This window comes from Kribbella amoyensis, assembly GCF_007828865.1.
Classification (GTDB): Bacteria; Actinomycetota; Actinomycetes; order Propionibacteriales; family Kribbellaceae; genus Kribbella; species Kribbella amoyensis.
Window position 1 is genome coordinate 1 of sequence record NZ_VIVK01000001.1, and the last position, 22,934, is coordinate 22,934.

A 22,934-nucleotide genomic window follows, 5' to 3' on the forward strand; every position below is an offset into this window, starting at 1 on the left:
CAATCCGCGCCCAGCACACCGAGATCCCCGCCGTCGTCATCATCGTCGGCTCCGGCACGGCCACCAAGCAAGCCAAGTACGGGCACTTCGCCCCGATCCGTTGGCAGCACGGCGAACAGCGCCTGGCCGAAGTCCTCATCTCCGGCGAAGGACTCCAACGCCCCGTCGAAGAGGTCTTCACGACCCTGCTCCACGAAGCCACCCACTCACTCGCGCACATCCGCGAGATCAAGGACACCAGCCGACAAGGCCGGTGGCACAACCAGAAGTTCGCCGAACTCGCCAAGGAGCTGGGCCTCGACACCACCAAAGACGACCGTATCGGCTGGTCGCTCTGCAAGCTTCGCACGGAGACAGCCACCACCTACCAAGCTGTCCTGGCAGAACTCAAGTCGGCGCTCATCGCCTACCGGCACCCCGAAGCACCCGGGGGAGCAGTCAAGAAGAACAACAACAACGCCGTCGCCTGCGCGTGCCAGTGCCCGCGCCGGATCCGCGTCGCCAAAGCAGTCCTCGAACTCGGGGAGATCACCTGCAGCGTCTGCGAATCCATCTTCGAACCCGACGAGTAACCGCGGCTTCGTTGCTGGCTCCCACCTCTGGGCGAACCCCGGAGGTGAGGGCGAACACCGAACCCACCAGACGCCAACGACAGAAAGGAAGCAGTAGACGTGACCACCACCAGCAACCGCGCCAACCAGGACCTCGCCGCCTGGCTCATGGGCTCGATCTTCCGCGCCTTTCACTGCAACGGCTGTGGCCGGCCAATCGTGGCCGCACGGATCGAGTGGCTGAACCCCGTCTACGTCTGGTCGCTCGCCGTCCAGCTCGGAATCCCGATCGTTGCTCACTGCCCCTACCTGCGCTGCGGAAACGGCATCACCCAGCACTCGGCACCCGTCATCTCCCACTGACCGAAAGGACACCACCATGACCGTCGACCTGAACGCCTACGCCGAACTCACCGCACTGCGCGACACAGCCACCGACACGTTCCTGTGCGACTGGGTGGCTAACGACCACATCGGCGGACACGACTGGTGCCCGACCGTCCTGGAACCCGGCGACGCCTACGCCCTGGTCGTCATGGGCGAAACCATCGTCGGCCGCTACTGCACCGGCTGCGGCTACCACCTCTTCGGCACCCCCGACCTCGAACCCGCCCCAGCCCGCACCGCCTGACACGTAACTGTCAACACCCCCGACGTCTGCCCGAGAGGAGGCCACCATGACCACCAACGACCATGACCCGCTGGACGTCCTGAACGGCCTCCTGGGCGGCGTCGAGATCATCTCCGAGCACAAGCACACCCTCGACCCCGGCAACCGCACCAACCCCACCTCAGGCGTCGAACAGGCCATTCAGCGCGCGGCGACCACGGCGAACTACGGCGAGTGGCTCGACCACACCGCCTCCGCAGGCGGGTGTGTCCGTCCAATCCAGCTTCGCGGCGAAGCTCATGTCGTGTCCACCCGTACCGGCCGCATCATCTCTACCCGCCACACCGACGACATGCCCGACGGCGTCATTTACAAAGCTTGCGGCAACCGCCGCGCCGCCGTCTGCCCGTCCTGCGCCGAGATCTACCGCGGCGACACCTACCAACTTGTCCTCGCCGGGCTCCAGGGCGGCAAAGGCATCCCCGCGTCGGTCACTCAGCACCCGTGCGCGTTCGTCACCTTCACTGCTCCGAGCTTCGGAGCCGTCCACGGCACCCGCAAAGCCCGCGACAAAGACGGCAAACTCCGCAACCGACCTTGCCGACCACGCCGCAATCCTGAACCGTGCCCTCACGGCGTCGACCTCACCTGCCGCCAGGTCCACGGAGACGGAGACAGGATGCTCGGCAAGCCGCTGTGCCTGGAGTGCTACGACCACGACCACCAGGTCGTCTGGAACGCCCTGTCCGGCGAACTGTGGCGACGCACCATGGAACGCGTCAAAGACACCCTCCGCACCTGGGGCAAGCGGCACGGCCTCCGGATCAAGCTGTCCTACGGCAAGGTCGCCGAAATGCAGGCCAGGGGAGTAGCCCACTTCCACGCCCTGGTCCGCCTCGACGGCATCGACCCCACCGCACTTCACGAGATCGTCGTACCCCACTCATCCGCCGATCTCGCACTCCTGGCCTACGCCATCCGCCGCGCCGTCGAAGGCACCCGGTTCCGGTCCCTGCCCCACCCCGACGCGCCCAACGGCTGGGAGATCGCCTGGGGCGCCCAACTCGACCTGCGACCCGTACGGCAGGCCGTTGACGGAGTCATCACCGAAACCGCCGTCGCCGGATACCTGGCCAAGTACGCGACCAAAGCCGCCGAAGCGACCGGCCACTCATCAGCGCGGCTCACAGACTCCACCGTCCGGCGGTACGCCGTCCTGCACACCCACGCCGGCCGATTGGTTGACGCCTGCTGGCGACTCGGACGCCCCGGCTCTGACCTGGACGAAGACGAAGCTGCGAAGAACTCTGCACGCCTGTCCTACCGACGGCTGCAGAAGTGGGCACACATGCTCGGCTTCGGCGGCCACTTCTCCACCAAGTCCCGTCAGTACTCCACCACCCTCAAGGCGCTCCGAGAAGCCCGAGCCAATTGGCGGCAAGAACGCCACCGCTCTGCCGACCACGACGACGGCGTTGAAACGACCCTCATCGTCGGCAACTTCACGTACGCCAACACCGGCTGGCGAACTATCGGTGACGCGCTGCTTGCCAACACTGCCGCCGCCAAAGCTCGTGAACACCGACGACTCGTCAAGGAATTGGTTGCCGAGCACAACGAGGACTGACACGTAACTGTCAACGCGAGGAGGTGACTACATGACTGACGTACAGATTTTCCTGACCGTAGAGGAGGCGGCGAAGGCGCTCCGAATTGGTCGCACTCGATTGTTCGATCTCATTGCCAAGGGTGAGATCAAGTCGGTACTCATCGGACGTTCACGGCGCGTATCTGTCGAGGCGCTTCGGCAGTACGCGAAGAAGCTCGAATCCACCGCGGCTTGAGGAAGGAGAGCGAGATGCCACGCAAGGCAAACGGGCGGTCATCGATCTACGAGGATGCGAACGGCGTCTGGCACGGCTGGGTGACCGTCGGCGTGAAAGCCAATGGCAAACCGGATCGTCGCCATCGCCGGGGGAAGTCACAGACGGAAGTGACGAAGAAGGTCGAAGCGCTGGAGCGTCAACGGGCTGAGGGAACAGTCGCTGACGCTGGCAAGATCCCGACCGTCGCTGAGTGGATCCAGACATGGCTGACCGACATCGCGCCACGGACTGCCAGTGAATCAACCATCGAGTCCGTGTACCGGCCGCGCATGGAGATCTGGGTCATTCCGCGAATCGGCCGGCATCGACTCGATCGCCTCAGGGCGGATCACCTCGACGCGCTATACACCGAGATCGCCGATGCTGGGCTGGCCAGTAAGTCTGTGCTCATGGTTCACCAGCAGGTGAGCCGGTGTCTCAAGATGGCGGTACGCCGGAGGATCATCGGGGTGAATGTCGCGACGTTGATCGATGCCCCAAAACATCGTGACGCAGAGATCGAGGCGTTCGCTCAGGAGGAAGCAAAAGCGATTCTCCAAGAGTCCGCGAAGAGGCGGAACGGTGCTCGATGGTCGGTAGCCTTCGCGCTTGGATACCGCCAGTCCGAAGCACTGGGGATGCGTTGGTCGTACATGGACCTGGAGAAGCGGCGGATTCGTGTCTGGCAGTTGAAGCGCCGGAGATTCAAGCATGGTTGCGCTGATCCGAGGGAGTGCATCAAGGATCGGCATCGTGCGAGTTGTTTCGCGCATTGCGTCAATCATGCTCGGTACTGCCCGGAACGGCAGGGTGGTGACTGGGTGTTCCGTCCGCCGAAGGGAGGAAAGACGAGATGGAGCGTCATCCCGGAGCCTCTGGTCCCGCAGCTCAAGGCGCAGAAGGCCGCACAGGCTGCCGAGCGGCTGGCTGCTGGAGATGGTTGGGAAGACTGGGATCTGGTGTTCGCAGGACCCACCGGTAAGCCGATCCAAGCCGCGAAGGACTGGGCTGAGTTCAAGGAGATGCTGGCGGCGGCCGGCCTTCCGGATGCGCGTCCTCACGACGCGCGGCACACCGCCGCAACTCTGCTCCTTGAACAAGGCGTTGATGTCAGCGTGGTTCAGGAGATCCTTGGTCACGCCAGTCTTGCGGTGACCAAGCGGTATGCGCACGTGACGAACAAGCTGACCGAAGACGCAGCGGCAAAGATCGGGAAGGCGCTGTGGGCATGATGGCAACTGCAACCGCCGTTGCAACCGTTGTGGGTCTGCTCGGTATCGTCGGTGTATTGCTTATGAGGCATGTATGCAGGTCAGCCACCACTGTGCCCGGGACGGGATTCGAACCCGTACGCCTTTCGGCTGCGAGGTTTAAGCTCGCTGCGTCTGCCGTTCCGCCACCCGGGCGTCGGCTGGCCAGGGCTGACGATACAAGGCGGGCGCCCCGACCGGCAGGAGCTGAGCGCGGCAGTCGCGAGTCTCGTTTACAGGTACACCTTTCGCGGGTACACCGCGTGCGCTCCCGCCACGCGGTCCAAGAACAGCTGTCCGTTGCAATGGTCGATCTCGTGCTGGATCGCCCGCGCCTCGAACGCGTCCGTGGTCACCGAGACCACCTCGGTCGTCCCAGGCAGTACCCCGCGAACCGTCAGCCGGGTCGCTCGCTTCACGTCGCCGGTGAGGTTCGGGACCGACATGCACCCCTCACGCGCCTTCTCGCGCCGGCTCGACTCCACGACGACGGCGTTGCACAACACGAACACCCCGTGACACGTACGGGTCTTCGGGTGCCCCGTCACGTCCAGCGCGAACATCTGCGCGGCCACCCCGACCTGCGGAGCCGCCAACCCCACGCACCCCGGCGATACCCGCATCGTCGCCACCAGGTCCGCCGCCAGGGCGAGCATCACCGGGTCGACCGGATCCACCTCGGCGCCCTCCATCGCCAGGACCGGGTGCGGGGCGCGGACCACCTCCAGTACGTCCCCCGCCAGCCCTAACTGCGCCGGGCTCCAGGCGGCCAGGGCCTGGTTCGGGTGGGCGACTTCGGGGTTGGTCACAGGTCGTCGCTCTCGGTCGGCCGCAGGGTGACCCCGACACCGAGCTCCTCCGCCGTGATCTCCAGGGCGCGCTGCAGCGTTGCAAGCTCCGCCGTCGGCGGGATCTCCACCTCGGCCGTCAGCACGTACAGCGAGCCGCTCAGCCGGGTCGACAGGTCGGTCACCGTGCCGCCGACGCTCGCGATCATCCGGGTGACCGCGGAGACGATGCCCGGGCGGTCGGCGCCGTGGACGGCGAGCAGGTACGGCGGGCCGATCGGGGCGTGGGTGGTGTCCGGGCCGACCTCGCGGACGGTGATCACCAGTTCGCCACGCAACGGTTCGAGCGCCTCGCGGACCGGGTCGAGCGGGCCGGAGCAGACGATCATCATCGCGAAGTGGCCGCGCAGCAGCGTCATCGTGGAGTCCTCGAGGTTGACCCCGACCTGGGCGAGGGCCTCGGTAACGTCCGCGATGATGCCCGGGCGGTCCGGGCCGATGACGGTGACGGCGAGCTGGCTCATGGCGGCAACCTACCCGGCCGAAAGTCTCGACCCGGCGCGACTTCGGTATCCGGACCCCGCAAACGCCGCGCGGAACCGCCCGGTCTCGCTAGATTCGACCCATGGACCACTCCCTCGACCGGCGGCGCAGTGCCCGGGACTGGGTGGTGGACAGTGTCGCGTTCGCCGGTTCGGTCGCGCTCGGCCTGGTCATCTTCGACTCCGCGCGGACCGACGAGATCCCCAAGTGGCTGCTCGACCTGGACTACCTCAGCGGCCTGCTGCTCTGCCTGACCCTGTGGTTCCGGCGCCGATGGCCGATCCAGCTGGCGGTGATCGGCAGCCTCGTCAGCATCTACTCGGAGACCGGCGGGATCGCCGGTCTGCTGCTGTTCGTGACCGTCGCGGTGCACTTCCGGCTCCGGGTCACGCTGTACCTGACGGCCTTCAGCATGCTCTGCCTGGTCGCGTACTCGTTCGTCCGCGGCACCGACAGCCTCGTCACGAACATGATCACCTCGGCCATCGTGTACGCGGGCGCGATCGGCTGGGGCCTGTACGTCCGGTCCCGCCGCCAGCTCCTGCAGACCTTGCGCGACCGGGCCGAGCGGGCCGAGACGGTCGCCCAGCTCGAGGCGCAGCAGGCCCAGATGCGGGCCCGGGAGGAGATCGCCCGGGAGATGCACGACATCCTCGGTCACCGGCTCTCGCTGCTCAGCGTGCACGCCGGCGCCCTCGCGTACCGGCCGGACGCCTCCACCGAGGAGGTGGCCGGTGCCGCCGAGATCATCCGGGCCAGCGCGCACCAGGCCCTGCAGGACCTGCGCGAGGTGATCGGCGTACTCCGCGCGCCCGTCGGCGAACTGCCCCAGCCGACGTTCTCCGACCTGCCCGCGCTCGTCGAGGGGTCCCGGCGGGCCGGCGTCCCGGTGGACCTCGAACTCGATGCCCCGGGCACCTTGCCCGACCACGTCGGCCGGACGGCGTACCGGATCGTCCAGGAGGGGCTCACGAACGCGCTCAAACACGCGCCCGGGCAGCCCGTCACGATCAGCGTGACCGGTGCTCCGGGCAACGGCCTCGAGGTCGAGGTGAGCAACCCGGCGCCGCAGCGGCCGCCCGGCGTCGGCCAGGGCCTGATCGGGCTGAAGGAACGCGCCGCGCTCGTCGAGGGCAAGCTCGAGCACGGACGGACCCCGGCCGGCGACTTCCGGCTGGCCGCCTGGTTACCGTGGCCCGCATGAGGTGCAGCCGATCCCCCGAACCAGCCGCGACCGGAGCGAAGCGAGGACGGCCATGACGATCCGGGTCCTGATCGTGGACGACGATCCCCTGCTGCGCGCGGGCCTGAAGATGATGCTGGCCGGTGCCCCCGACCTGAGCGTGGTCGGCGAGGCCGGCGACGGCAGCGGCGTCCAGGCGCTGATCGACAAGCACCGCCCGGACGTGGTCCTGATGGACATCCGGATGCCCGGGACCGACGGCCTGACCGCCACCGAGACGGTCCGGCGGCGGCCGGACGCGCCCGAGATCGTCATCCTGACCACGTTCGACGCCGACGAGCACGTCCTCCGCGCGCTCCGGGCCGGGGCGGCCGGCTTCATCCTCAAGGACACCCCGCCGGCCGAGATCGTCGAGTCGGTCCGCCGGGTCGCGAACGGCCAGCCGGTGCTCTCCCCGGCCGTCACCAAGCGGCTGATGACCAGGGTCGCCGCCTCCGGCCAGGACCAGCGCAAGACCAGGGCGCTGACCCGGCTGGAGCTGCTGAACGACCGGGAACGCGAGATCGCGGTCGCCGTCGGCGAGGGCAAGTCGAACGCCGAGATCAGCGGCACCCTGTACCTCAGCGTGCCCACGGTGAAGACCCACGTCTCCCGGATCCTCACCAAGCTCGACCTGAACAACCGGGTCCAGATCGCCCTGCTGGTCCACGACGCCGGCCTGCTCGACGGGATCCGCTGATCAGCTGCCGGTGGCCCGGCGGAACTCCTCGTTGGGGGTCTGCAGGCTGCCGAGGCTGGTGACCTCGCGGCGGAAGAACAGCGCGAGCGTCCAGTCCAGGATGACCCGCGCCTTCCGGTTCAGGGTGGGGACCCGGGACACGTGGTACGTGCGGTGCAGGAACCAGGCCGGCCAGCCCTTGATCTTCACGCCGTACAGCTGGGCGACGCCCTTGTGCAGACCGAGGCTGGCCACCGAGCCGACGTACTTGTGCTTGTAGTCGACCGGCGCCTGCCCATCCACCACCCGCAGGATGTTCTCGGCGAGGCGGTTGGCCTGGCGGACCGCGTGCTGCGCGTTCGGGGCGCAGTACGCACCGGTGTCCGAGGTCAGGTCGGGCACGGCCGCGTTGTCACCGGCGGACCAGGCGTCGGCGACACCCTCGATCCGCAGGTTCGGCAGGCACTTGACCCGGCCCCGCTCGTCCAGCGGGAAGCCGGTCTGGGCGAGCGCCGGGTTGGCCTTCACCCCGGCCGTCCAGACGATCGTGTCGGCGTCGAACTCCTCGCCGTCGCTGAGCACGACGCGGCCCTTCTCGCAGGACTCCAGCCGGGTCTCCAGCTTGACGTCCATGTTCCGCGCGCGCAGCTGCTCGACGGTGTACTTGCCGAGCTCGGGGCCGACCTCCGGCAGGATCCGGTTGGTCGCTTCGACCAGGACCCAGCGCATGTCCTCGGGCTGGATGTTGTCGTAGTACCGGGTGGCGTAGCGGGCCATGTCCTCCAGCTCCGCGAACGCCTCCACCCCGGCGTACCCGCCGCCGACGAAGACGAAGGTCAGCGCCGCCTTGCGGAGCGCCGGGTCGGGCTGGGACGAGGCCACATCGAGCCGGTCGAGCACCTTGTTGCGCAGCGCGATGGCTTCCTCGACGTTCTTGAACCCGGTCGCCTCCTCGGCCAGGCCGGGGATCGGCAGCGTCCGGGCGATCGAGCCGAGCGCCACCACGACCTGGTCGTAGGCGAGCTCGTAGTCCGGGCCCTCCTCCGGCATCACCTTGGCAACCTTGTGCTCGTGGTCGATGGCGGTGACCCGGCCGGTCACCACCCGGCAGCCCTTGAGCGTCTTGCGCAGCGGCACCACGACGTGCCGCGGCTCCACCGAGCCGGCCGCCGCCTCGGGCAGGAACGGCTGGTAGGTCATCACCGAGCGGGGGTCGACCACGGTCACCCGGATCTTGCCCCGGCGGGCGGCCTTGCGCAGGCCGTAGGCGGTGTACATCCCGACGTAACCGCCCCCGACGACGAGGATGTGCGGCACCTGGGCTGTCATGCGGTCACTCTCCCTGAGGGGTTCCGACTTCATGTCCACTTCAGGATAGCTCGCTCGTGAAAACTTTCACAAACCCTCTGCCGGGTGATCTCAGCCATCGGACGTCACCCTTGCGAGGGAGGCACACGCCTTAGTGTGCGCCCTTCGAGCCGGTCGGGAGTTGCTCATTTCAGAGTCCGGCGATCGCGCCGGCGCGGGCCAGGACCGCGTCCAGCATCGGTTCGGTGAGTTTGCCGGTGAAGGTGTTCTGCTGACTCGGATGGAAGCAGCCGAGTACGGTGACCTCGCCGGCCGGGCCCTGCAGGGCGTACTCGACGGCGTGCCCGAAGCGGGGCCGTGGCCGTGGGACCTCGACGCCGGTTCCGGCGAGGGCGGCGAGCAGGACGTCGAAGCCGAACTTGCCCAGGCAGACGATCGCGCGGGTGGTCGGCAGGACCAGCTCGAGCTCTCGCCGGAACCACGGGTTGCAGTTGTCCCGCTCCTGCGGCGTCGGCTTGTTGGCGGGCGGGGCGCACCGGACCGCGGCGATCATCCTCGTCCCGGTCAGCTTCAGGCCGTCGCCGGCGTGCTCGCTGGTCGGCTGGTTCGCCAGGCCGACGCGGTGCAGCGAAGCGAACAGCCAGTCCCCCGACCGGTCCCCGGTGAACACCCGGCCGGTCCGGTTCCCGCCGTTGGCCGCGGGCGCGAGTCCGGCGATCAGGACACGTGGCTCCGGAGCGCCCCAGCCCGGGATCGGCCGGCCCCAGTACGGCTGGTCCGCGAACGACTTCCGCTTGCTCACGGCAACGTCCTCGCGCCACTCCACCAACCGTGGACAGGCAGCACACACGGACACCCTGGCCTCCAACTCGGCCAGGTCGCCGGTCCGCGCCAGCTCCACCACCTCGTCCGGGTCACGGGCCACCGGAGTCCGGGAGTCGGCAGGATCCTCGGGCCAGCCCGTCCCCGGCGGGACCGGGCTGTCGTACAACTCCCCCGTCAACGGATGCGGCAACAGCATCCGTCCAGGCTAGGACACCCAGCACTCACCAACTCGGCCACGCGCCCTCTCAGGACGAGGACGCAGGCGGATCGGGTGGGGTGACGGCGCGGTTGGTGAGTGTTGCAGGTCCGGCGACCCCCTTGCGCTCGCGGGTCAGCTGGGTTGGGCTGGACCTGTCGGTCGGCAGCGGTCGCTGCTGGATCGGTGACACAGCGTGTCTTTCGGGGGGAAGGCTCATGCACAGCGCGATCACCCGTCGTTCCGGGGACGACCGAACGCCGCCGAGCGGCCGGATGCCGGGGATCTCGGCCCTGCCGACGCCCGCGCGCTGGTGGGTACTGGCGGCGGCTTGCCTGCTGGTAGCGGCGCTCCTGCCGTTCCTGTGGTGGCACACGGGCGCGGATCTGAAGGTGTACCGGCTCGGCGGTGCGACGGTGCTCGACGACCCGGCAACGCTCTACACCGCCAGCCCGCCGCACATGTCGTTGCCGTTCACGTACCCGGTGTTCGGTGCTGTGGTGATGATCCCGGCCGCCGCACTGCCGTGGCCGATCGCCTACGCCGTCTCGATCGCGATCTCGTTCGGCGCGCTGCTGCTCATCTGGAGGCTCTGCCTCGGCCGGATCCACCCGTCGATCCTGCTGACTGCGGCCGTGCTCTCGTTGCTGCTCGACCCGGTCCGCGAGACGCTCTCGTTCGGGCAGATCAACCTGGTGCTGTGTGCTCTGGTGTTGTTCGACCTGCTGAGCGTGGACAGGTCGCGGCGAGGGATCCTGATCGGGATCGCGGCCGGTATCAAGCTGACCCCGGTGGTCTTCTTCGGGTTGTTGCTGGTGACCCGGCAGTGGCGAGCGCTTGCCACCGCGACCGTGTCCTTCCTCGGCACCGTGGCGATCGGCTTCGTCGTCGCGCCCCGGACCGCGCTGGACTACTGGACCCGGATCCTGCCAGACAGCGAGCGGATCGGCGCTCTGGCGTACGCGGGCAACCAGTCCTGGAACGGCCTCCTGACCCGGCTGACCGGGGACCCGGCCGGCGGCGGACCGTTCTGGTACGGGCTCGTCGGCGTCACGATCGCGGCCGGGCTCTGGGCCACCCGGCTGCTGTGGAACCAGGGCGAGCGGCTCGCGGCCGTCGCCGTCTGCAGCCTGATCGGGTTGCTCTGCTCACCGGTCTCGTGGAATCACCACTGGGTCTGGGTCATCCCTCTCGGCGTCGCACTCTGCCGCTCGTTCGCGGGTCGTGCGCGGTACCTGGTGGCCGCGGCCTGGTTCGTGGTGTTCGCCCTCGCGCCGATCTGGTGGCCGCCGCGCCGGGACGATCGGGAGCTGGGGTGGTCGTTCTTGGACCACCTCGCGGGCGACTCGTACCTCTGGCTCGCGGTCGGCGCGGCGGTGACGGTGGTCGTGGCCGTCCGGCGTCGAGAAACGCGGCAGCTCCAGCCTTCCGCGGAAGCGGCGTGATTCAGGCCAGGGTGAGGGCGACGCCGTCGAGGATGTCGTGTTCGGAGACGACGACCTCGGTGACGGGCATCCGGTCGAACAGGCGCTGCAGGATCAGTGCGCCCGCGCCGATCACGTCGACCCGGCCGGGGTGGATCGCGGGGACGCCCGCCCGCTGGGTCCGGGTGGATCCCATCAGCCAGGAGGTGGTGTCGAGCAGGGCCGGGGCCGGAATCCGGGCGTGGTGAACGAGCTTGCGGTCGTAGTCGGTCAGCTTCATCGCGACGGCGGCGACCGTGGTGACGGTCCCGGCGACGCCGATTAGGCTGCGGGCCAGGCCGAGCGGGACGACGGTACGGTCGAGCAGCGCGTCCACGTCCCGGGTGGCGGCGGTCATCTCGGTGATGGTGGCCGGGTCGGTCCGCAGGTGCCGCTCGGTCATCCGGACCGAACCCATGTCGAGGGACTCCGCGCTGATCACGCCGGACTCGTCGCCGAGGACGAGCTCGGTGGAGCCGCCACCGACGTCGGCGACCAGGTACGGGGCGGGGATCGCCAGCTCGCGCAGGCCCTCGGTGGCGCCGCGGAAGCTCAGCGCGGCCTCCTCGTCGCCGGAGATGATGTCCGGGTCGACGCCGAAGCGGTCCCGGATCCCGGCGAAGAACTCGTCCCGGTTGCTCACGTCCCGCGCGGCCGAGGTCGCCACGAACCGGACCCGGCTCGCGCCCGCCTCCTTGATCGCGAGGGCGTACTCGTCGGCCGCCGCGAAGACCCGCCGCAGCGCTTCAGGAGCGAACGCGCCGGTGGAGTCGACGCCCTGGCCGAGCCGGACGATCGTCATCCGGCGATCGACCTCGGCCAGCTGCCCGTCGGCGATGTCGGCGATCAGCAACCGGATCGAGTTCGTCCCACAGTCGACAGCAGCAACCCGGACGACCTCAGACACAGGGACCTCGGCGGCCCCAGTCTTCGAGGGCTTCGAGGGTTTCGTCGCCGAGCGGGTTGACGCCTGGTCCAGCAGCCAGGGAGTGGCCGGCCAAGACATGGAGGCATTTGACCCGGGTCGGCATGCCGCCGGCCGAGATACCCGCGATCTCGTCCACGTGGGCGATCGACTCGCGGTGCTCCAGGTACGCCTCGTGGGCGGCGCCGTACTTGGCGGCCAGCTCCTCGTCGGTACCGAGACGGTCGGTCATCTCCTTCATCATGCCCTCGGCCTCGAGAGTGCCGATCGCGGACGCCAGCCGCGGGCAGGTCACGTAGTACGTGGTCGGGAAGGGGGTGCCGTCGGGGAGCCTCGGCTCGGTCTCGACCACGTCGGGGAGACCGCAGGAACAACGGTGCGCGACGGAACGGATGCCACGGGCGGTGCGGCCCAGCTGGGCACTGACGGTCGCGCTGTCTTCGGGGGTGACGCTCAACGGGTGGCCTTCGGCGAGGGGGTCAGGATGGGCTTCGGGGTCGGCTTGGCCGGCGTCTGCTGCGCCGGGGTGACCGGCTTCCCGGCGCCCTCGACGCTACCCCACAGCTTCGTGTACCAGGTCGGCTGCTGCTCGTCCGCCTGGGCGTCCGACGGGACCACCGGGTCCGGCGGGGCGCCGATCGGCTTGCCGTCGGCACCGATCACCCGGTACCCGACCTCGCCCGGCATCACCCAGCCGAGCCGTTGCCGGGCCTGGGCCCGGACGTACGCGTCGTCGTCCCAGCGGGCGATCTCGTCGTTCAGCTGGTCGACCCGCTTCTCTCGGTCCCGGATCTCCTGCTGCAGCGCGGTGATCTGCTGGTGCTGGTCGAACCAGACCCGCAGGCTCTGCGCGTACGACACGATCAACGCGCCGAGGACCAACAGGACCACGGCGGCCCGGCCGGTCAGGTTGCGCGATCCCCTGGTTCGGGGCGGCCGCGGCGGCTGCTGGCCCGCGGTCCGCCGCTTCGGCTGAGTGCCGTCCCGCCGGGCCGGTGGGCGCGACTGGCTGCGGCTCGACGGCCGCGAACCAGGACGCGCACCGGACTCCCGGCGGGGCGACATCAGGTCAGCCCTGGAACCGGGGGAAGGCCGAGCGGCCGGCGTACCGGGCCGCGTCGTCCAGCTCCTCCTCGATCCGGAGCAGCTGGTTGTACTTCGCGGTGCGGTCCGAGCGGGCCGGGGCACCGGACTTGATCTGGCCGCAGTTCGTCGCGACGGCCAGGTCGGCGATGGTGGTGTCCTCGGTCTCGCCGGAGCGGTGGCTCATCATGCAGGTGAAGCCGTTGCGGTGGGCCAGGTCGACCGCGTCCAGGGTCTCGGTCAGCGAGCCGATCTGGTTCACCTTGACCAGCAGCGAGTTGGCCGACTGCTCGGTGATGCCGCGCTGCAGCCGCTCGACGTTGGTGACGAACAGGTCGTCGCCGACCAGCTGGGTCTTGGCGCCGAGCTCGGCGGTGATGGCCTTCCAGCCGTCCCAGTCCTCCTCGTTCAGCGGGTCCTCGATCGACACGATCGGGTACGACGCGACCAGGTCGGCGTAGTAGGCGATCATCTCGTCGGCCGACTTCTTGCCGCCCTCGAAGGCGTACACGCCGTCGGTGTGGAACTCGCTCGCCGCGACGTCCATCGCCAGCGCGATGTCCTTGCCCAGCTGCAGGCCGGCCTTCTCCACCGCGACCGCGATCAGGTCGAGCGCGTCCCGGTTGCTCGGCAGGTTCGGCGCGAAGCCGCCCTCGTCGCCCAGGCCGGTGGACAGCCCGCGCTCCTTCAGCACCGCCTTCAGCGCGTGGTAGACGCCGGCACCCTGCATCAGCGCCTCGGCGTAGGTCGCCGCGCCGATCGGGGCGATCATGAACTCCTGCACGTCGACGTTGCTGTCCGCGTGCGCGCCGCCGTTGAGGATGTTCATCATCGGCACCGGCAGGACGTGCGCGTTCGGGCCGCCGACGTAGCGGAACAGCGGCAGGCCGGAGCTGTCCGCGGCCGCCTTGGCGACGGCGAGGCTGACGCCGAGGATGGCGTTCGCGCCCAGCTTGGCCTTGTTCGGGGTGCCGTCCAGGTCGAGCAGGGCCTGGTCGATCAGCCGCTGCTCGTGGACGTCGTAACCGACGATCTCCTTGTCGATGTCCTCGAGGATCGCGGTGACGGCCTTCTGCACGCCCTTGCCGCCGTAGCGGCCCTTGTCACCGTCGCGCAGCTCGACGGCCTCGAACTGCCCGGTGGACGCGCCCGACGGTACGGCCGCCCGGGCGACGGTGTCGTCGTCGAGCAGGACCTCGACCTCGACAGTGGGGTTCCCGCGCGAGTCGAGGATCTCGCGGGCGCCGACGGCCTCGATGGTGGCCACATCTACTCCCAAGTTCTCGGATGACGGATCAGCACCGAGCCTAACGGCCAGACCAGCGACCTGGGTGGACCGCGTCACCCCACACGATCGCATCCGGCGGGACCTGACGGGTCAGCAACACACCGTTGGGGGCCTCGAAGACGGCCAGATCGGCCGGGTCGATGCGCAGCAACACCGCGACCCGGGACCGCTTGCCCACCTTGCTGTCCCGCTCCGGCGCGAGACGGACGTGCGTACGCCGCCCCGGCAGCAGCCCGTGGTCGCGGATCCCGGGCACGGCCGCCTCGGTGGTGCCGTGCCACAGCGGGCCAGGTGGATCCGCCTTTCGCCAGCTGTTCTCCAAGGCTTCACGCGTCACCGGCATGCCGTCCAGCGAGTGCCCCTGACAGGCGCGGATCCGCGGGCCGTCGACCTGGAGGCGGTTCTTGTCGTTGTGCTCGACCGCGCGATCCAGGGCGGTACGGTCCATCCGCAGGACGGCGCGGACGTCTTCGATCGCGGCCCAGCCGTCCGCCGACATGGCCAGGCCGCGTTCGCCGGCGCCGTGCCGGAGCAACCACGACAATCGCTTGCTGTCCCGGACCACGTCCTTCACAGCAGCATTCTCCGCAGCATATCCAGCCGCTCGTCGTCGGGCCGGTCGCGACAGGTGATCAGGTAGTAACGCACCGGCGGCAGGTCCTTCACCGGCACGGTCCGTACCGCGGTCGTCGTCCGGACGGACCCGTTCACGATCGCCGGTCCCACCCCGAGCCGGACGAACTGCACCAGCAGGTCCCAGCCTTCCGCCTCGACCGCGACGGACCACCGCACGCCCTGATCGAGCAGGGCGCGTTCCAGTGCACGCCGATGCGGCCGCGTCTTCGGCGGAACCACCAGCGCCTCTCCTTCGAGGTCCTTCAGCCGGACACTGCGGCGCCCGGCGAGCCGGTGACTCGGCCGGACCGCGAGCATCTGTGGGTACTGCGCGATCCGCTCGCACTCCAGGTCGTCCGGTGGGATCCCGAGCGCGGTGACCCCGAGATCAGCCGAGCCGTCCCGGACCGCGGTGACGGTGGCCCGGGAGTCGGCGGTGACGAGGCGGAGTTGGTTGCCCTTGTCCAGGTACCGCCGGATCGCGTCACCGAGCAGGTAGAGGTACGCGCCCGAGCCGGCCGCGAGGACGAGGGGGCGGCGGGGTCCGACGTCGAGCGTGCTGAGGAACGCGTCCACGCGGCGCCTGGTGTCGTTGGCGAAAGCGGCCAGCTGTTCACCCGTCTTGGTGAGCCGCAACTGCCTGCCGTGCTTGGTGTACAGCCGCCGGCCGAGGTGCTGCTCCAGCTTGCGGATCCGGGTGTGCAGGGACGGCTGGCTGACGTGCAACTCCTCGGCGGCGTGGGTGAAGTTGCGATGCGCGGCGAACACCGCGAACGCCGCCAGGTCGTCGGCCACCAATCGGTCCATTGACTGAGACTATAGCTAGTCGCTTTGTCGATAGTTCTCCTGATGAGCTCGGGTCGGCAGGCTGAGGTCCATGGACAGACTCGGCATCGACATCGGACGCGTGATCATCGACGGCTCGGCCGGCCCCGGCGACACGTCGTTCTTCCAGGGCGACCGGGCCGCGATGCTGCGGACGCCGGCCGTCGCGGAGGCGTTCGCGACGATCGCGCGGCTGGTCCAGCTCTTCGACGGGCAGGCCTGGCTGGTCTCGAAGTGCGGCCCGCGGATCCAGCAGCGCTCGCTGGACTGGTTGCTTCATCACCGCTTCTTCGAGCGGACCGGGATCCCGGCGGACCACGTCCGGTTCTGTCTCCGCCGACCGGACAAGGCGATCCACTGCCGCGAACTCGGCATCACCCACTTCGTGGACGACAAACCCGATGTCCACGAAGCACTGGCCGGGCTCGTCCCGTATCGCTACCTCTTCGGCCCGCAACGCTCCCGGCACGTACCGGCCGGGGTGACGGCCACCCGGACCTGGAGCGAGGTGGAAACGGCCATCGCCGGCGAGCCGGTCCCGAGGTCGCCGCGGCCTGTCTTTCCTGGTCCGTGAGCCTCAGCCGAGATCGACGACGGACTTGATGAACCCGTGCGGCTTGCTGCGCAGCGTCTCGAACGCCTCGTCGATCCGATCGGCAGGGAAACGATGCGTGACCAGCTGGCGCAGGTCGAGCCGGCCGGACTGTTGCAGGCGCAGCCCGGCGAGAGTCGCCTCGCGCAACAGCCGCCGGTCCCGGACGTGGGCGTTCACCACCTCGAGGGCCTTCCAGTTCCAGTCCTGAAGATTCACCTGCCGCGCGCCCTGGTGATAGCCGAGGATCGACAGCACGCCGTGCGGGCGGACCAGGTCACCGGCCAGATCCAGTCCGGCCTGTGACCCGGACACCTCGATGACGACGTCGACGCCGGCAGTCTCTTGGCTGTCGAGGTGGTAGCGAAGACCGTCCGGCACGGTGGCCGGCTCGTACACCCGATCGGCGCCGCACGCCGCCGCGGCGGCCCGGGCATCGGCACGCGGGTCGACGACGATCAGGTCCGACACCAGCGACGACGCCAGCAGCTGAACCATGACCAGCCCCATGAATCCGCCGCCGATCACGGCGACCGACGCCCCGGGCGCGAGCGGCGTCCGCCGGTATCCCTCGACGACGCAACCCACTGGCTCGGGCAGGGCGACCGCGGGATCGACGCCCGCCGGGATCACCACGACGTCGGCCGCGTCGGCGAGCGCGTAGGTCGCGAACGACGGGAAGATCCTGCCACCGACCAGCGCTCCGATCGCGATCCCCGCGCCCGCGCCCGCTGCGATCACCTCGCCAACCGGTTCGTGCCCGAGTTGAACCGGGTACGCCGGCTGCTCACCGGCCCAGGTCGGAAGGTCACTGGCGCACACACCGACGGTGTGGACCCGGACGACCACCTGGTCGTGGCCCGGACTGGGGACCTGCTGAGGGACGAGCCGCCCCGCGCCGGGCCGGACGAGCTCGTAGACGGATGCGGTCATTTGGTGGCTCCTGCGGTCAGGCCCTGGATGAACTGGCGGTTGAGGATGACGTAGATGATCAGCACGGGCAGCGCCGCGAGCGTGGTGCCGGCAGCCAGTACCGAGGTGTCGGTGGTGAAGCGGCCCTGGAAGAAGGTCAGGCCGATCGGAAGAGTACGGACGTCGTCGGTCTGCAGGAAGAACAGCGGCACGACCAACTCGTTCCACGAGGTCATGAACTGCAGGATCACGACCGCCTGCAGAGCCGGGCTGAGCAGCGGCCGGACGATCGACCAGAGCGTCCGCAGGTCGCCGGCGCCATCGATCCGGGCCGCCTCGATCAGTTCGTACGGCAGGTCGCGCAGACTCGCACGGAGCAGGAAGATCGCGAACGGGATACCCAGTGCGGTCTCGACCAGGACGGCACCGAGGCGGGTGTTGATCAGTCCCATGTTGCGTAACTGGAAGAACAGCGGGATGACCACCGACCAGACCGGGATCATCAGCCCGAGCAGGAAGGTGTAGAACACCGGTGAGCTCAGCCGGAGCTTCAGCACGGTCAACGCGTAGGCGGCCGGGAACGCGACGGCGAGGACCAGGGCGATCGTGCCCACGGCGACCACCGCGCTGTTCAGCAGGTACTGCGAGAAATGCGCCTGGTTCCACGCGGTTGCGTAGTTGCGGACGACCGGCGGCCATTCGAAGGCGAACGGGTCCAGTGAGGTGGCGTTCGACGTCCGCAACGACTGCAGCAGGACCCAGACGAGCGGGACCAGGGAGATGATCGCGACGACCACCAGCGCCGTGTAGGCCGAGATCCTGGTCGAGGCGTTGGGGCGGTTCATCGTTCGCTCCTTTCCCGCAGCCGCAGGAAGACGATGGTGATCGCCAGGATGATCAGGGTCAGGACCACGGCGGCGGCAGCGCCGTACCCGACCTGATGGGTCACGAACGCCAGCGAGTAGATGTAGTAGGCAACGACCTCGGTCGCGCGGCCCGGACCTCCGTTGGTCATGATGTAGACGAGGTCGAAGGTCTTCAGGGTGTTGATGAACGACAGCACGACGAGCAGCGTGATCTGGTTGCGGATCCCGGGCAGCGTGATGTGGACGAACTGGCGAACCGCCCCAGCCCCGTCGACCGCGGCCGCCTCGTACAGGCTGCGGTCGATCGATTGCAGTCCGCCGAGCAGAATCACCATCGCGAAGCCGTAGTACGTCCAGTTGGCCGTGGCGATCACGGCCGGCATGGCGGTGTGTTGATCGGACAGCCAACCGGCGCTGGGCAGCCCGGCGGCTTCGAGGGTGGCGGCCAGGACGCCGGTGTCGGGCCGGTAGATCTGGTTCCACGCGATCCCGACCACGACCAGCGACATCGTGGCCGGAACGAAGAACACCGTACGGAAGAACGTGCGGGCCCGGATCCAGGACGCGGACAGCAGGGCCGCGAGCAGTAACCCGAAGCCCTGCGCCAGCCAACTGCCCGCGACCCATTCGAGGTTGTGCAGCAGGGCGCTGAAGAATCGCCGGTCGCCGGCCAGCTCCCGATAGTTGTCGAAGGCCACGAACGACTTCGCCGGTGACAGCCCGTTCCAGTCGGTGAAGCTCAGATAGGCGGTCTGCACGATCGGCCACAGCGTGAACACGGCGTAGATCGTGGCCGCCGGCAGCACCAGCCAGTAGCCGAGGACGCCGGCGCGGCCGTCGCGGTGACGACGGCGGTCAGGTGCCGTGCCCGGCGGCGCCAGTACGGTCGGCCGCTCGAGCGAAGTGGATGCGCTCACGGGTTCATTCCCTGTGGTCTCGGAGGACTACTTCTTCTTGCGTGCCTGGGAGAGTGCGTCGTCGAGCGTGGCGGCGAAGGTCGCGGAGTCCCGGCTGCCGTCGAGGAACTGCTGGGCGGCGCCGTTCCACGCCTCGGTGACCAGGGGGCTGGAGGTGTAGCCCGTCCACGCCCCGATGCCGCCGCCGTTTTGCGCGGCCCGGACGACGTCGACGTTCTGCTGCAGGAGCGGCGCGACATCGACCTTGCTGGTGTCGAACGTCGAGGTCGGCAGCACCCCGGCCGTCAGCCAGGCAGCCTCGGCGGTGTCGGAGAAGTGAACGAAGTCGATCCAGTCCGCCGCGATGTCGGCCGCCTTGGACGACGCCGAGATCGACCAGGCTCCGCCGACGCCGCCCTCGGCCTGCTGCTGGAGCGAACTGGCGACCATCGGGAACGAGACGAAGGCGAAGTCGCCGGGACTGCTTGCGTTCTGCAGGATGTCCGGGGTGACTCCAGTGCCTTCCACGAACATGCCGGCCTGTCCGGTGTAGAAGGACTTGAACGCGTCGTCGAACGTGACGCCGTTGAAGTTGCGGGTCAGGTAGCCCTTCGCCACCCAGGACCGCGCGAGGTCCATCGACGCGCGGACCGTCGCGTCACCCCAGGTCGCGGTCCCGCCGAGCGACTCCAGCGAGCGGATCGTGTCGGCCGGCGTGTTCGCATGGATCGCGGCACCGATCAGATGCGACGACGGCCACTGGTCCTTGTTCCCGAACGCGACCGGCGTGACACCGGCCGCTTTCAGCTTCTCGGCAGCAGCGAGGAACGCGGCGTACGTCGTCGGCGCCGATACGCCGTACTTCGCGAAGAGGGTCCTGTTGTAGAACAGTCCGACCGCCTCGCTCGACCGCGGGACGCCGTACCGCTTGCCGTCGTACGTGGCCCGGTCGAGGACCGTGGACTCCATCTTCTCGGCCCAGCGGTACTTGTCGGCGTACTTGTCCAGCGGCGCGACGAGCCCGTTGGTCGCGAGTTCCCCGAGCCCCGACTCGGCGGCGTCGTAGTCGAAGATGTCGGGTCCGGATCCGGACGCCAGCGAGGTCGGCAGCGTCTTCTGCTCGTCGTCGGCGGAGAGGAACTGCAGGTTGACGCTGACCTCGGGATGTCTGGCCTGGTACTCCTCGTTGAGCTTCTTCAGGACCGGCTGCAGCGCAGCGTTGTCGCCGAACTGCGACACCACGGTCAAGGTGGCCTTCTCGCCGACGGCGGCGCCGTCTTCGGTGCTGCCGCCGCCGGTCGTGGTACCGCAGGCCGCGATGCCGAGGGCCAGGGTCGTCGCGGCGGCCGGTGCGGCGAAACGTCGCAGCGTGCTACGCGGAGAGCGCGGAATCATCATTGCCTCCTTGGGGCCGGCTGGTGAGCGCCTCGGAGGCCGCTGCCACGATGCGTACGTGGCGGGCTCCGTCGGCGAAGGTCGGTAGACGCGACGGACGGGTGCCGGTCGCGACCGCGGAATAGAAGTCGGTGAACAGTGCGCGCCGCGCGCTGTCGGGTGACGGCTCCGCGCGCCAGAACTCGCCCGCTACGGAGGCAGGCGCGTGGACGTCGGTGCGGAGTCCGGGAACGGCTGCGGAGACGGTGACCACCTCGGCATCCGTCAGTGACCATTCGGCCGACGCGGACCGGCCGTCGACGGAGATGGTCAAGGAGTTCGCGTGACCGGCCGAGATCTGGGATGCCACGAACGACAAGCCGATACCGTCGCCGCTCCGCGCGGTGGCCATCGCCACGTCGTCGCAGCGAGGATCCGTCCGGCTGAGCCCGGTGAACGTCGTGTTCAGCGCCTCGAAGTGGGTGTCGCCGACGAACTCGACCAGGTCGAGCAGGTGGACCCCGATGTCGCTCAGCACCCTGGAGCGGCCGGTGCGCGCCGGGTCGGAGCGCCAGGACTGCCGGCCCTCCAGGCCCCAAGCCTGCAGATAGCTGGCGCGGATCGTGTGCACCTCACCGAGCCGGCCGTCGGACACCAGTCTCCGCAGCCGCGGCACGAGGACCGAATAGCGGTAGTTGTAGGCCACTGCCGTGATGCCGCCGTGCTGCAGTGCGGTCGCGGCGAGAACGTCGGCCTGGTCCGGAGTCAGCGTCAGCGGCTTCTCACACAAGACATGCTTGCCGGCGGCAAGTGCCAGCCGGACGGCCTCGAAATGCTGGTCGTTGGGTGAGCAGACGTGGACGGCGTCGACCTTGCTGACGAGTTCGGTGAGATCGGCCGTCCACCGCGGCACGCCCAGCCGGCGGGCCGCCGCTGCGGCGGACGCAGGCGTCGTACCGGCGATCGTCGTCACCTCGACCTCGGGCAACGCGGCCAGGACGGCCGCATGGATGGCCCCGACGCCGCGGGCGCCGATGATGCCGACCCGGATCATCGGAGTGACCCGGACAGTTGGACCGCGGTGCGGGTCAGGAGTTGGGCGCTGGTGATCTCGTCGATGATCATCAGCGCGGCGCCGAGGCTGGCCGCCTCGTCGCCGAGCGCGGACGGGACGATCTGCAGGTCGCGGGTGGCCAGCGCGAGGGACCGGCCGTAGATGGTCTCGCGGATCCGGGCCAGCAGGTCGTTGCCGGCCGCCATCCGGCCCGTGACGACGATCGTGGCCGGGTTGAAGAAGTCGACCACCACGGACAGCACCTGGCCGATGTGCTCGGCGGCCTTGTCGAGCAATTCGCGGCAGGCGGCGTCGCCCCGCTGCGCGCACTCGACGACAAGTTGGGCAGTGATCTCCTGTCCGGCCTCGACGGCCGCCGCGAGGCGGGGGCTGCGGCCGGACTTCGCCAGCAGTTCCGCCTGCTCGGCGATCTGGTCGCCGCCCTGGGAGGTGACCAGACTTCCGGCGCTGCCTTGCGCGCCCCGGTGCAACTTGCCGTTCGAGATCAGGCCGGCGCCGACCCACGAACCCAGCTTGATCACCAGCAGGTCGCGGACCTCGCGGCCCTTGCCCACGGTGCGCTCGGCCAGCGCCATCAGATTCACTTCGTTGTCGACCCGAGCCGGCACGCCGAAGCGATCCTGCAACCGGTCCCGCACCGGCTGGTCGTGCCAGTCCGGATGCACCGGCGGATGAATCGTCCGCCCGGTCTCGAACTCCACCGGTCCAGCGATGCCGACGCCGATCCCACACAACGGCAGGTGCGCCTCGGTCGCCGCCAGGCCGCGCCCGATCGCCTCCTCCAGCTCACCGAGTACGACGCCGGGGCCCTGCCGCATCGAGACCGGGACACGCTCCTCCCACAGCAGTTCATGGGCGAGCGAGTAGACCGTGACCTGGATGTGGGTCATCGCGACCTCGGCCGCCGCCACCACGCCTCGGCTGCGGTTCAGCGACAACGCCGTACCCCGGCGGCCGCCGGTGCTCGCGTTCGCCCCGGTCTCTTCGACCAGACCGGACTCGACCAGCCAACGCACCCGCTCGGACACGATCGCCTTGCTCAGCCCGGTGCGCGCGGCCAGGTCGGCCCGCGACACCCCGCCGGCATCGCGAATCGCCGCGAGAATCGCCGCGGAACTCGGCGACGAGGTCGTGATGACATCTTCGTCCACTGATCTGCCTTCTTAGTTCAATGAATGATCGA

Annotated in this window: 26 protein-coding genes and 1 tRNA gene; 10 read left to right on the forward strand and 17 right to left on the reverse strand. The window is 69.0% G+C overall.

Annotated features, from left to right (window positions below; genetic code table 11):
* From FB561_RS37665 to FB561_RS00025, 6 genes are all read left to right on the forward strand, one after another.
* The coding region (locus FB561_RS37665) for a hypothetical protein (protein ID WP_202880503.1) at positions 1 to 572 on the forward strand (572 nt) is incomplete at its 5' end.
* A gap of 99 nt (positions 573 to 671) precedes the next feature.
* Positions 672 to 914: a hypothetical protein gene (locus FB561_RS00005; protein WP_145801140.1), complete on the forward strand. Its 243-nt coding sequence runs from the start codon at positions 672 to 674 to the stop codon at positions 912 to 914.
* A gap of 16 nt (positions 915 to 930) precedes the next feature.
* The gene (locus FB561_RS00010; RefSeq protein WP_145801141.1) at positions 931 to 1,182 is read left to right on the forward strand and encodes a hypothetical protein; all 252 of its coding nucleotides are present in this window, start codon (positions 931 to 933) and stop codon (positions 1,180 to 1,182) included.
* Between the two features lie 46 nt (positions 1,183 to 1,228).
* Positions 1,229 to 2,788 (forward strand): replication initiator, encoded by a 1,560-nt coding sequence (locus FB561_RS00015; RefSeq protein ID WP_202880504.1) that lies wholly within the window; start codon positions 1,229 to 1,231, stop codon positions 2,786 to 2,788.
* Positions 2,789 to 2,819: 31 nt separating this feature from the next.
* On the forward strand, positions 2,820 to 3,005 hold the full coding sequence (locus FB561_RS00020) for a helix-turn-helix domain-containing protein (RefSeq protein WP_145801142.1): 186 nt from the start codon (positions 2,820 to 2,822) through the stop codon (positions 3,003 to 3,005).
* A 14-nt stretch (positions 3,006 to 3,019) separates the two neighbouring features.
* Complete coding sequence (locus tag FB561_RS00025; RefSeq protein WP_202880505.1) at positions 3,020 to 4,258, forward strand: tyrosine-type recombinase/integrase; 1,239 nt, start codon at positions 3,020 to 3,022, stop codon at positions 4,256 to 4,258.
* Positions 4,259 to 4,351: 93 nt separating this feature from the next.
* Here the strand turns inward: FB561_RS00025 and FB561_RS00030 are convergent.
* From FB561_RS00030 to FB561_RS00040, 3 genes are all read right to left on the reverse strand, one after another.
* Positions 4,352 to 4,432, reverse strand: a tRNA-Leu gene (locus FB561_RS00030).
* Between the two features lie 77 nt (positions 4,433 to 4,509).
* Complete coding sequence (locus tag FB561_RS00035) at positions 4,510 to 5,085, reverse strand: peptide deformylase (protein WP_238334580.1); 576 nt, start codon at positions 5,083 to 5,085, stop codon at positions 4,510 to 4,512.
* Positions 5,082 to 5,588 (reverse strand): glycine cleavage system transcriptional repressor, encoded by a 507-nt coding sequence (locus FB561_RS00040; RefSeq protein WP_145801143.1) that lies wholly within the window; start codon positions 5,586 to 5,588, stop codon positions 5,082 to 5,084. The genes FB561_RS00035 and FB561_RS00040 overlap by 4 nt, the downstream gene beginning before the upstream one ends.
* Positions 5,589 to 5,689: 101 nt before the next feature.
* Here FB561_RS00040 and FB561_RS00045 point away from each other — a divergent pair, with 101 nt between their 5' ends.
* Both FB561_RS00045 and FB561_RS00050 read left to right on the forward strand, forming a co-directional pair.
* A complete protein-coding gene (locus FB561_RS00045; RefSeq protein WP_145801144.1) occupies positions 5,690 to 6,811 on the forward strand; it encodes a sensor histidine kinase in 1,122 nt (373 codons plus the stop codon).
* A 52-nt stretch (positions 6,812 to 6,863) separates the two neighbouring features.
* Positions 6,864 to 7,529, forward strand: coding sequence for a response regulator transcription factor (locus FB561_RS00050; protein ID WP_145801145.1), 666 nt, complete (start codon positions 6,864 to 6,866; stop codon positions 7,527 to 7,529).
* Here the strand turns inward: FB561_RS00050 and FB561_RS00055 are convergent, their stop codons facing one another.
* Positions 7,530 to 8,837 carry an NAD(P)/FAD-dependent oxidoreductase gene (locus FB561_RS00055; RefSeq protein ID WP_145801146.1) on the reverse strand — a complete coding sequence of 436 codons (1,308 nt, stop codon included), beginning with the start codon at positions 8,835 to 8,837 and terminating at the stop codon, positions 7,530 to 7,532. It lies immediately after the preceding gene.
* 169 nt (positions 8,838 to 9,006) lie between these two features.
* Positions 9,007 to 9,837 carry a uracil-DNA glycosylase gene (locus tag FB561_RS00060; RefSeq protein ID WP_145801147.1) on the reverse strand — a complete coding sequence of 277 codons (831 nt, stop codon included), beginning with the start codon at positions 9,835 to 9,837 and terminating at the stop codon, positions 9,007 to 9,009.
* 218 nt (positions 9,838 to 10,055) lie between these two features.
* Between FB561_RS00060 and FB561_RS00065 the strand changes: the two genes are divergently transcribed.
* A complete protein-coding gene (locus FB561_RS00065; RefSeq protein ID WP_145801148.1) occupies positions 10,056 to 11,282 on the forward strand; it encodes a glycosyltransferase 87 family protein in 1,227 nt (408 codons plus the stop codon).
* Position 11,283: 1 nt separating this feature from the next.
* Here FB561_RS00065 and FB561_RS00070 read toward each other — a convergent pair whose 3' ends face one another.
* The 6 genes from FB561_RS00070 to FB561_RS00095 are packed head-to-tail and all read right to left on the reverse strand — an operon-like array spanning position 11,284 to position 16,018.
* A complete protein-coding gene (locus FB561_RS00070) occupies positions 11,284 to 12,207 on the reverse strand; it encodes a Ppx/GppA phosphatase family protein (RefSeq protein WP_238334581.1) in 924 nt (307 codons plus the stop codon).
* Positions 12,200 to 12,682, reverse strand: coding sequence for a DUF501 domain-containing protein (locus FB561_RS00075; RefSeq protein WP_145801150.1), 483 nt, complete (start codon positions 12,680 to 12,682; stop codon positions 12,200 to 12,202). Before FB561_RS00075 ends, FB561_RS00070 begins: the two co-directional genes overlap by 8 nt.
* Positions 12,679 to 13,290 carry an FtsB family cell division protein gene (locus tag FB561_RS00080; protein WP_145801151.1) on the reverse strand — a complete coding sequence of 204 codons (612 nt, stop codon included), beginning with the start codon at positions 13,288 to 13,290 and terminating at the stop codon, positions 12,679 to 12,681. The genes FB561_RS00075 and FB561_RS00080 overlap by 4 nt, the downstream gene beginning before the upstream one ends.
* Before the next feature lie 4 nt (positions 13,291 to 13,294).
* On the reverse strand, positions 13,295 to 14,575 hold the full coding sequence (gene eno, locus FB561_RS00085) for a phosphopyruvate hydratase (protein WP_145801152.1): 1,281 nt from the start codon (positions 14,573 to 14,575) through the stop codon (positions 13,295 to 13,297).
* A gap of 40 nt (positions 14,576 to 14,615) precedes the next feature.
* The gene (locus tag FB561_RS00090) at positions 14,616 to 15,170 is read right to left on the reverse strand and encodes an RNA 2'-phosphotransferase (protein ID WP_145801153.1); all 555 of its coding nucleotides are present in this window, start codon (positions 15,168 to 15,170) and stop codon (positions 14,616 to 14,618) included.
* Positions 15,167 to 16,018, reverse strand: a complete 852-nt coding sequence (locus FB561_RS00095) for a LysR family transcriptional regulator (protein ID WP_145801159.1) — start codon at positions 16,016 to 16,018, stop codon at positions 15,167 to 15,169. Before FB561_RS00095 ends, FB561_RS00090 begins: the two co-directional genes overlap by 4 nt.
* Positions 16,019 to 16,088: 70 nt before the next feature.
* On the opposite strand from FB561_RS00095, the gene FB561_RS00100 reads away from it, so the two are divergent.
* Complete coding sequence (locus FB561_RS00100) at positions 16,089 to 16,610, forward strand: hypothetical protein (RefSeq protein WP_145801166.1); 522 nt, start codon at positions 16,089 to 16,091, stop codon at positions 16,608 to 16,610.
* Between the two features lie 3 nt (positions 16,611 to 16,613).
* On the opposite strand, the gene FB561_RS00105 is transcribed toward FB561_RS00100, so the two are convergent.
* The 6 genes from FB561_RS00105 to FB561_RS00130 are packed head-to-tail and all read right to left on the reverse strand — an operon-like array spanning position 16,614 to position 22,902.
* Positions 16,614 to 17,561 carry a zinc-binding dehydrogenase gene (locus tag FB561_RS00105; protein ID WP_145801174.1) on the reverse strand — a complete coding sequence of 316 codons (948 nt, stop codon included), beginning with the start codon at positions 17,559 to 17,561 and terminating at the stop codon, positions 16,614 to 16,616.
* The gene (locus FB561_RS00110) at positions 17,558 to 18,385 is read right to left on the reverse strand and encodes a carbohydrate ABC transporter permease (RefSeq protein WP_145801180.1); all 828 of its coding nucleotides are present in this window, start codon (positions 18,383 to 18,385) and stop codon (positions 17,558 to 17,560) included. The genes FB561_RS00105 and FB561_RS00110 overlap by 4 nt, the downstream gene beginning before the upstream one ends.
* Entirely contained in the window at positions 18,382 to 19,323 is a 942-nt protein-coding gene (locus FB561_RS00115; protein ID WP_145801187.1) for a carbohydrate ABC transporter permease, read from the reverse strand. Before FB561_RS00115 ends, FB561_RS00110 begins: the two co-directional genes overlap by 4 nt.
* Positions 19,324 to 19,350: 27 nt before the next feature.
* A complete protein-coding gene (locus tag FB561_RS00120; RefSeq protein ID WP_145801194.1) occupies positions 19,351 to 20,697 on the reverse strand; it encodes an ABC transporter substrate-binding protein in 1,347 nt (448 codons plus the stop codon).
* Entirely contained in the window at positions 20,675 to 21,730 is a 1,056-nt protein-coding gene (locus tag FB561_RS00125) for a Gfo/Idh/MocA family protein (RefSeq protein WP_145801202.1), read from the reverse strand. The genes FB561_RS00120 and FB561_RS00125 overlap by 23 nt, the downstream gene beginning before the upstream one ends.
* Positions 21,727 to 22,902: an ROK family transcriptional regulator gene (locus FB561_RS00130; protein WP_145801211.1), complete on the reverse strand. Its 1,176-nt coding sequence runs from the start codon at positions 22,900 to 22,902 to the stop codon at positions 21,727 to 21,729. The genes FB561_RS00125 and FB561_RS00130 overlap by 4 nt, the downstream gene beginning before the upstream one ends.
* Between the last annotated feature and the right edge of the window lie 32 nt (positions 22,903 to 22,934).

What these genes read in the sequence shown, in the direction of transcription:
- FB561_RS00125 (WP_145801202.1), bottom strand. Translation starts at nt 21,730, where the DNA reads ATGATCCGGGTCGGCATCATCGGCGCCCGCGGCGTCGGGGCCATCCAT.
- FB561_RS00045 (WP_145801144.1), top strand. Translation starts at nt 5,690, where the DNA reads ATGGACCACTCCCTCGACCGGCGGCGCAGTGCCCGGGACTGGGTGGTG.
- FB561_RS00110 (WP_145801180.1), bottom strand. Translation starts at nt 18,385, where the DNA reads ATGAACCGCCCCAACGCCTCGACCAGGATCTCGGCCTACACGGCGCTG.
- FB561_RS00095 (WP_145801159.1), bottom strand. Translation starts at nt 16,018, where the DNA reads ATGGACCGATTGGTGGCCGACGACCTGGCGGCGTTCGCGGTGTTCGCC.
- FB561_RS00120 (WP_145801194.1), bottom strand. Translation starts at nt 20,697, where the DNA reads ATGATTCCGCGCTCTCCGCGTAGCACGCTGCGACGTTTCGCCGCACCG.
- FB561_RS00080 (WP_145801151.1), bottom strand. Translation starts at nt 13,290, where the DNA reads ATGTCGCCCCGCCGGGAGTCCGGTGCGCGTCCTGGTTCGCGGCCGTCG.
- FB561_RS00100 (WP_145801166.1), top strand. Translation starts at nt 16,089, where the DNA reads ATGGACAGACTCGGCATCGACATCGGACGCGTGATCATCGACGGCTCG.
- FB561_RS00105 (WP_145801174.1), bottom strand. Translation starts at nt 17,561, where the DNA reads ATGACCGCATCCGTCTACGAGCTCGTCCGGCCCGGCGCGGGGCGGCTC.
- FB561_RS00025 (WP_202880505.1), top strand. Translation starts at nt 3,020, where the DNA reads ATGCCACGCAAGGCAAACGGGCGGTCATCGATCTACGAGGATGCGAAC.
- FB561_RS00040 (WP_145801143.1), bottom strand. Translation starts at nt 5,588, where the DNA reads ATGAGCCAGCTCGCCGTCACCGTCATCGGCCCGGACCGCCCGGGCATC.
- FB561_RS00065 (WP_145801148.1), top strand. Translation starts at nt 10,056, where the DNA reads ATGCACAGCGCGATCACCCGTCGTTCCGGGGACGACCGAACGCCGCCG.
- FB561_RS00010 (WP_145801141.1), top strand. Translation starts at nt 931, where the DNA reads ATGACCGTCGACCTGAACGCCTACGCCGAACTCACCGCACTGCGCGAC.
- FB561_RS00020 (WP_145801142.1), top strand. Translation starts at nt 2,820, where the DNA reads ATGACTGACGTACAGATTTTCCTGACCGTAGAGGAGGCGGCGAAGGCG.
- FB561_RS00015 (WP_202880504.1), top strand. Translation starts at nt 1,229, where the DNA reads ATGACCACCAACGACCATGACCCGCTGGACGTCCTGAACGGCCTCCTG.
- FB561_RS00055 (WP_145801146.1), bottom strand. Translation starts at nt 8,837, where the DNA reads ATGACAGCCCAGGTGCCGCACATCCTCGTCGTCGGGGGCGGTTACGTC.
- FB561_RS00060 (WP_145801147.1), bottom strand. Translation starts at nt 9,837, where the DNA reads ATGCTGTTGCCGCATCCGTTGACGGGGGAGTTGTACGACAGCCCGGTC.
- FB561_RS00050 (WP_145801145.1), top strand. Translation starts at nt 6,864, where the DNA reads ATGACGATCCGGGTCCTGATCGTGGACGACGATCCCCTGCTGCGCGCG.